This window comes from Sphingobium xenophagum NBRC 107872, assembly GCF_000367345.1.
Taxonomy (GTDB): domain Bacteria; phylum Pseudomonadota; class Alphaproteobacteria; order Sphingomonadales; family Sphingomonadaceae; genus Sphingobium; species Sphingobium xenophagum.
On the sequence record NZ_BARE01000099.1, the window covers coordinates 1 to 4681 of the forward strand.

Sequence of the window (4681 nt, forward strand, 5' to 3'; positions counted from 1 at the left end):
TGGTTGGCGGGCGTACGATCGCTTCATGGTGCGGCTGTCTCAGGGTCCGAACGGCTCGATGAGCTCAAGCGTCTCTATCGCGACGCCCAGCACGCTATCCTCTCTCGCGCAGGGACCCTTCCCTCCCCTGCCTCTCTCTATTCATCGTCCAATTCTTTCGCCGCAGTTCGTCCCGGAGGCGTTGAAGTTGAGCGTGGCCGGAGTCAGCAAGCTTCTGGTCCGTGGTGTTGCCGCGAGTCTGGTGGTCGAGGTTACCCGACCGCGCACCTTGGGGAGATTCCTGGCGGCCAATCTTGCGGTTACGTTCGGATACGCATCCCCGAAGCGCGGCCGACCAAGGTTGGCCCCCCTCCCCTACCCGCGGATCCGAGCTTGTCGGCAATCTTCGACACCTTTGACGAAGAAATGGCCGAGATCGATCGCCTGCTTGCGCGCCATTGACTCCGCTATGGCAACGCTCCGGGTCCCTTAGCTCACAGCGTCGGCATCGTCGGATTCCTTGATTTCTGCGGGCTTTTGGCATGTGCCGCATTGTGTGCCGCGCTTTGTCGTGCGCTGGGTGTCGCGCTGGCGGGTTGTAACGCCATCGCGCTAGGTGACGCGCTCACGCCGTGTAATGCTGCGACGCTGTACCCAGCGCTGTCACCTTCTACCTCGCTTTTCCCAGCGCGTGCGCTGTCGATGGCGCACGCGCTGGCCAATGTGCTCGCATACGCGCTTTGCCCTACGCCTGCGACTATAGCCGCGCCCACGCCTTGCACCGCGCATCCACAGGCGCTATGCACCGCGCATATCAATTGTGTCGCGCTGCCCATCTTACGCTACATGGGTGCCGCGCCTTCGACCCACAGGGAGTTCCTTCGTGCCAGTCATCACTATCGCGCAGAGCAAGGGAGGGGCGGGCAAGACGACACTCGCACTCGCCCTGGCATCAGAATTCGAAGCGCTTGGCGGTTCAGTCTTCATGCTCGACGCAGACCGCCAGAACAGCTTGCTCAACTGGCACCGGGATCGGATCGCAGCGGGCAGGGGAGGGGATTCGCGCATCGCCGTCGAAGACGCCTCGCAGCTTCGAGATTCCGATATTGGCGGCGCAATCGCTCGGGCCCGAGAAGTGGCCCAGCTCGTCGTCGTCGATTCTGAGGGAACCTCGAACTTCAAGACGGCCTACGCCGCCATGGACTCGGATTTCGTCGTCATCCCCACGCGTTCCTCGCGGCTCGATCTCGAGCGGACCGTCGAAACCAGCGACATGCTCGAGAAGATGTGCCGTGGCGTGCCGTACCGCGTGCTCATCACGCAGACGGGGCAGGTGGCCCGCTCGAAGGCCGAATGGGAGATCGACGGGCAGATCAGGAAGGCCCTGCCAACTTTCACAGACCAGATGTTCACGCTCGATGCCTTCCGCGCCATGTCCAATTACCGGATGACTCTCGCTGAAGTCGAAGCCGCCAACCTCGCCAAGACGGAAAAGGCCAGGCGCATCGCCCAAAGCGTCCTTGCCGATATTCTCAGCGAAATTCAGAACAAGGAGGCCGTGGATGCCTGAAGACAAGGCCGCCGCAAGCAGCATGGGCGATATCATCAGCTCTACACGCCAGCGACTGGAACAGCCCGAAGCGCCAGCCGACCGCCTTCGGGGCCTCGTAGCCGCAACCGCAGCGCCCAAGCCCGGCGGCGCACCTCCTGTGCAACGTGAACCCGCTGGCACGGCTGTGCCGGCGAACTATTTCCACCAAATTCCTGCAGAACTAGGCGTCACGCCCAAGCGCAAACCGCAGCGCGGGCCAGCTCGTTCTCTGCATATCAGCATGCGCTTGTCGCCCCCGGAGCGCGACCGCCTCGTGCGCTGGTGCGACGATCGCAATCTCAGCCTCCCGGACGGAATCATGGCGCTGATCGATCTGGTAGAAGGGGAGGGCGGCACGCCCAAATAGGCGCTATTACGCTTTATGTGAGGAATCGGGGGAGGGGGTCTTCCCCTAGGGCCGACCCCGGGCTCCAACGAAAGCTTTGCAGAACCCTTCCCACGATCTGTAGAGAGGCACGCCAGTCAGCGTCTTCAGCTTGTCTCCCATCTTCTCCCGAAACGCGCCGGCGATCAGGTCCTTGTCCCAACCACCTCCAAAATCGGCGACAATCGTGAGCAAACGCTGATCCCCGCAGAAATGCATGGATCCTGTGGGGAAGGGCTTGCTCGAAGCCAGCGCCGCTACCGGAGCCGCCGCCGGGATCGCCGCGATCTGCTCGACGCTGCCATCGCGCCTGGCCCGCCGTCCGACCTTCGGCCGATCGAGCTCCTTGGCGGTCTCTTCCTGATCGACAGGATCCTTGGGACTGAAGGTCAGCTTGACCGCTTCAACCGGCCGCCCACGCCCTGATCCCCTGATTTCTTCCCACTCCACGATGAAATCGGCGAGCTGGTCGATCTCCGCCTTCGATTTTGCGAGGACGTCGCGCCGAAATTCGGCGAAGTTCTTGAAGCTGCCGTCAGGCACACCGAGCCGCCGCCGCAGTTCATCGACGTTCATTTTGACGACACGGTTCTGGCGATTGATGATCAGGCAGCCAAGATCATACAGCGTGAGCGAATAGCGCGACTGAAGCGCAAGCATCACGCCGAGATTCACCCGCGCATAATAATCCGAACGCTGGATTACGCGCTTGAAACTCTCGGAGAATTGATACTCGACGACGCTCATGCCGTCCTCGGAGATTTCCTCCACGCAGCTCGACAGCAAAGACTGCGACATGATCGCAGGCTTGCCCTTCTTCGAGGTCGTCCGGATACGAACAATGACGCGCAGCAGTTCATCCATCACCGGCTGGATGCGCTCATTGCCCTTATGCGTGCCGCGCAGTTCCTTCTTGGTGATCGTGAAGGTCTTGCTGTCTTCCCCGGCTTCCGGTCCAGCCTTGCGCAACATCAGCGCAAAAGCCTTTCTTCCCGCGGCGCTCAACGACCCGGTCTCGAACTCGGATTCGACTAATTCCCCGGGTTTACTTACAAAGTCGAGGTCGCGGCGGCGAATCACGTCAGCCACCCGCAACGTCCGGCTCAGACCCTCAAGGTCAGGCGGAACCTCGATTTCAACCGTGTCCGAATCGAGCTTCATGTGAGTTGCATAACATCAGCTTGTCATAAAGAGAACAGCCCCCCCCGTTCACTCACATAGACGTGCCCCTGAGCGCTCACATAAACCTCGCTGGCACCATTCGGCCGACAGCCCCCACGCACTCACATAAAGACAAAGGGCCCCCAACTGCCGACTCGCACAAACAGGCCGAGTCGCGTCCGCTCCCCCGAAAACTCACATAGAACTTTTGTCCGCCTGGAAAGGGCCGGGGAGGGGATTCCGACCCGACGAGCCGATGCCCCCGGCGACTCACATATAGATCCCTACATCCCGCTGTTTTAATTGAGTTTTCTTGGCCACCCCCCATCGCTCACACAAAGGCGGGGGAATTCCTTATTTCGAATACTCTTCACAGAAGGCTCCGCCCCCGTGCGCTCACACAAAGATCGGCCTCCCGCCAATTCGGTCCCCCACATGCTCACATAAACATCGGGATCGCCGGCCAGCCATCGTATGGACAGCAAAACGCCCAGCGATTCAGGGCTTTCGAAACTGCTCTTAAGCCCGCTTCGCCCGCTTCGCCTGATTCCCCCGAAAACTCACATTATCCCCCGATCGCTCAGGCTCTTGCCCCCATCGCCTCGCATAGACGCCCCCGAGAACTCACGCAGAAGCCCCCGCATCCTCACAAGGAGAGCACTCAAGCTATTGGTTTGCCGTCACAAATGGTGCCCGAATCTTAGAATCCATGAATCTATGAAGCTCCCGCGCTCCGCTTGGGCGTTTTTAAGATTTGATTCTTTGAGAGTAGCAGCTCGACGGTTCCGCATCACCGACAGGCTGGCGGCCAGGATAGAGCGACCAAGGAGAGAGGCAAGGGGGAGCAAGGACCGCGAAAGGAGCAGCCAATGGCCCTGGTCGCGCTCAAACCCACTCAGGAACTCGTCGATCTTGTCGGCTCGCTGGGCGGAACCTGGCACGGTCGCACGGCGATGTGTCCGTGTCCGGCCCACGCCGACAGCACCCCAAGCCTCTCCATCCGGCAAGGCAATCGAGGCATCCTCGTCACCTGCTTTGCCGGATGCGACCGTGACGACATCCTTCGGGAACTGCGCCGCGTGCCCAGCCGGGGGCGGTTTGCCTACACCGACAACCCGGCGGCTCAGGCGGGCAATGCGAGCCGGCTATGGGACGAGGCGCTTTCCGTCGCCGGCACGCTTGCCGAGCGCTATCTCGGGATCAGGCACCTCATGCCGATCAGCCAGGATCTGCGGTTTCACCCGCGCTGCCCTTACCGGCCAAAGCCGTGGACGACCTACCATCCCGCCTTGCTGGTCGCGGTTCGCGAGGGCCGGCGCCTGACAGCGGTGCAGCGCATATTCCTCGATCCAGTGACGGCGCGCTATCGCATGAAGCTCATGCTCGGCCGACCGGCGCGCGGTGCCTGGCAAGGGGGAGGGCGAGGCGATGTCCTGGCACTCGCCGAGGGGTTCGAAACGGCCCGGGCGTTCACGCTCCTTCACGACATCCCCTGCTGGGCGAGCCTGGGCGCACGTCGTCTCGACCAGATCCTACTGCCCGAGACGCTGACCTCGCTGATCGGC

General features: G+C 61.7%; 4 protein-coding genes. 3 read left to right on the plus strand and 1 reads right to left on the minus strand.

Annotated features, from left to right (window positions below):
- Positions 1–862: 862 nt before the first annotated feature.
- Complete coding sequence (locus SX1_RS21755; protein WP_019054793.1) at positions 863–1549, plus strand: ParA family protein; 687 nt, start codon at positions 863–865, stop codon at positions 1547–1549.
- Positions 1542–1937, plus strand: coding sequence for a hypothetical protein (locus SX1_RS21760; protein WP_019054794.1), 396 nt, complete (start codon positions 1542–1544; stop codon positions 1935–1937). Before SX1_RS21755 ends, SX1_RS21760 begins: the two co-directional genes overlap by 8 nt.
- A 45-nt stretch (positions 1938–1982) precedes the next feature.
- Here the strand turns inward: SX1_RS21760 and SX1_RS21765 are convergent, their stop codons facing one another.
- Positions 1983–3116, minus strand: coding sequence for a replication initiation protein (locus SX1_RS21765; RefSeq protein WP_019054795.1), 1134 nt, complete (start codon positions 3114–3116; stop codon positions 1983–1985).
- An 869-nt stretch (positions 3117–3985) separates the two neighbouring features.
- Here SX1_RS21765 and SX1_RS21770 point away from each other — a divergent pair.
- Positions 3986–4681 (plus strand): DUF7146 domain-containing protein (locus SX1_RS21770; protein ID WP_019054796.1); only part of this gene is annotated, 696 nt, incomplete at its 3' end.

Excerpts from the sequence above, each read along its gene's own strand:
- SX1_RS21765 (WP_019054795.1), bottom strand. The coding sequence starts at position 3,116 with ATGAAGCTCGATTCGGACACGGTTGAAATCGAGGTTCCGCCTGACCTT.
- SX1_RS21760 (WP_019054794.1), top strand. The coding sequence starts at position 1,542 with ATGCCTGAAGACAAGGCCGCCGCAAGCAGCATGGGCGATATCATCAGC.